The organism is Pseudomonas sp. SIMBA_041 (assembly GCF_046535095.1).
In the GTDB taxonomy this organism is placed as follows: Bacteria; Pseudomonadota; Gammaproteobacteria; order Pseudomonadales; family Pseudomonadaceae; genus Aquipseudomonas; species Aquipseudomonas mucoides.
Genome location: NZ_JAWRXJ010000536.1, coordinates 1 through 258, shown reverse-complemented (window position 1 = coordinate 258; position 258 = coordinate 1). Strand labels below are relative to the sequence as shown.

The window sequence follows — 258 nt, the reverse complement described above, 5'->3', positions numbered from 1 at the left end:
CTGACGGTTGACCAGGGTGGCGCCGATCTCAATGATTTCCATCTCGCTCACCGGCCAGCCCCCTTCATCCGTCGTGGCTTCCAGATCTATTACCAGCCAGTGGGGCATCACGAATTCCAGCCTTGAAACATCCTGAAGAGGCTTGAGCGTAGCCAAAGCCGAGGCATCCGCCTAGGGGGACGGCTGCTTGAGCGCATCGAGGGGGCATCGTCCCGACCGATGCCCCGTCTGCCTGGATCTGCTGGAAGGTGCCCGGGC

1 pseudogene is annotated in these 258 nt (G+C 62.0%); it reads right to left on the bottom strand.

From position 1 onward, the window contains the following. Positions 1-108, bottom strand: a pseudogene (locus tag SB725_RS32250) (exonuclease); the annotation flags it as partial. Between the last annotated feature and the right edge of the window lie 150 nt (positions 109-258).